Here is a 1,228-nt window from a genome sequence, read left to right as displayed (position 1 = left end):
TGTAGATACCGTCTTGACCCTCACCCTGCAAGAGCGATTTTGGGGTCAAACGGTATCCCCGACTTCACCACCCCGTAAACCAGGTGCAGCAGCTTGCGCATCGCCGCGCAGACGATCTGTTTGTAGGCTTTGTGCCGGCTGTTCAACCGCTCTGCCAGGGCCTTCACGACAGGGTTATGCCTGATCGAGACAGTGCCTGACATCCACAAGCCCGCACGCAGCCGTGAGGCGCCTGTCCGCGAGATAGTACTCTGGCCTATGAACTCTCCCGATTGCTGCACTACCGGGTTCAGGCCTGAGAACGCGACAATCGCAGAAGGGCTTTGGTATTTCAGTGGATCACCCAGCTCGGCGAGCAGCAACGTAGCAGTGGTGTCACCCAAACCATCAATCGAGGTAATCAGATCACGTCGCTTGCGCAGGTCTGGATCATCATCGATCGTCTGCTCGATAGCCTTCCTGGTCTTTTCCAGTTCTTCGGTGATGTGTCCGATGACGTCTTGAATCGACTGCTGCACCGCATCTTGTGCGACATCCAAACGATTCTGCTCCATCTGGCGCATTTCCTTGAGGTCGTCCAGTCGCCGCACCAGAGCACGCAAACGGCGCTGTGCAGGTGGCTCGGGCTCCCACTGGCGAAGCGAGGCCGCCTTCTGTTGGCCATAAGCAGCAATGACTTTGGCGTCAGCCTTATCGGTTTTGACGCGCCGAAGCTCCACGTCAGCGAATTTCGCGATCACTGCCGGGTTCAGAATGCACACCCGATAACCTTGGTTGTGACAATGCTCGGCCAACGCTTCATGATAGGTGCCTGTGGCCTCCATAACGATCCAGGCGCCTGGTTCGGCGTGGCGCTCAAGCCAGTCGCTGAACTGCTTGAACCCTCCAAGATCGTTGGACAGCTTGGCTTTGGTGCGCGTCTTGCCGTTGGGAAGCGGGGTGGCAATGTCGAAAGATTTTTTGGCGACATCAACGCCAACAAAGACGGACATGATCTTCTCCTTCAAACTACGAAAGTCGATCACCCTACACTCAGTTCAACCTTGTCAATGCGTACTCACGCCAGGGACGGGCACTAGATACCGTTCGAACTTGTCGAGTGGGGTTGGAAGGCCAGAGCGTTATCTACAGTACGGGCTCGATGCCCTAGGAGCGGCTCCGCTTCAAGACCTTCCCTCGATGATCAGTCGAGAACTTTCGCCTCTTGGGAGGCGAAAGTCGAGATACA

1 protein-coding gene is annotated in these 1,228 nt (G+C 56.3%); it reads right to left on the bottom strand.

The features are described 5' to 3' along the window. Window positions 1-20 precede the first annotated feature (20 nt). Window positions 21-992, bottom strand: coding sequence for an IS110 family transposase (locus tag ACIPZF_RS26100; RefSeq protein ID WP_400804962.1), 972 nt, complete (start codon window positions 990-992; stop codon window positions 21-23). Between the last annotated feature and the right edge of the window lie 236 nt (window positions 993-1,228).

The sequence above is a fragment of the Pseudomonas sp. NPDC089752 genome (assembly GCF_044748725.1).
Classification (GTDB): Bacteria; Pseudomonadota; Gammaproteobacteria; order Pseudomonadales; family Pseudomonadaceae; genus Aquipseudomonas.
The sequence above is the reverse complement of the archived record's forward strand: the minus strand, read 5'-3'. Positions and strand labels throughout refer to the sequence as shown.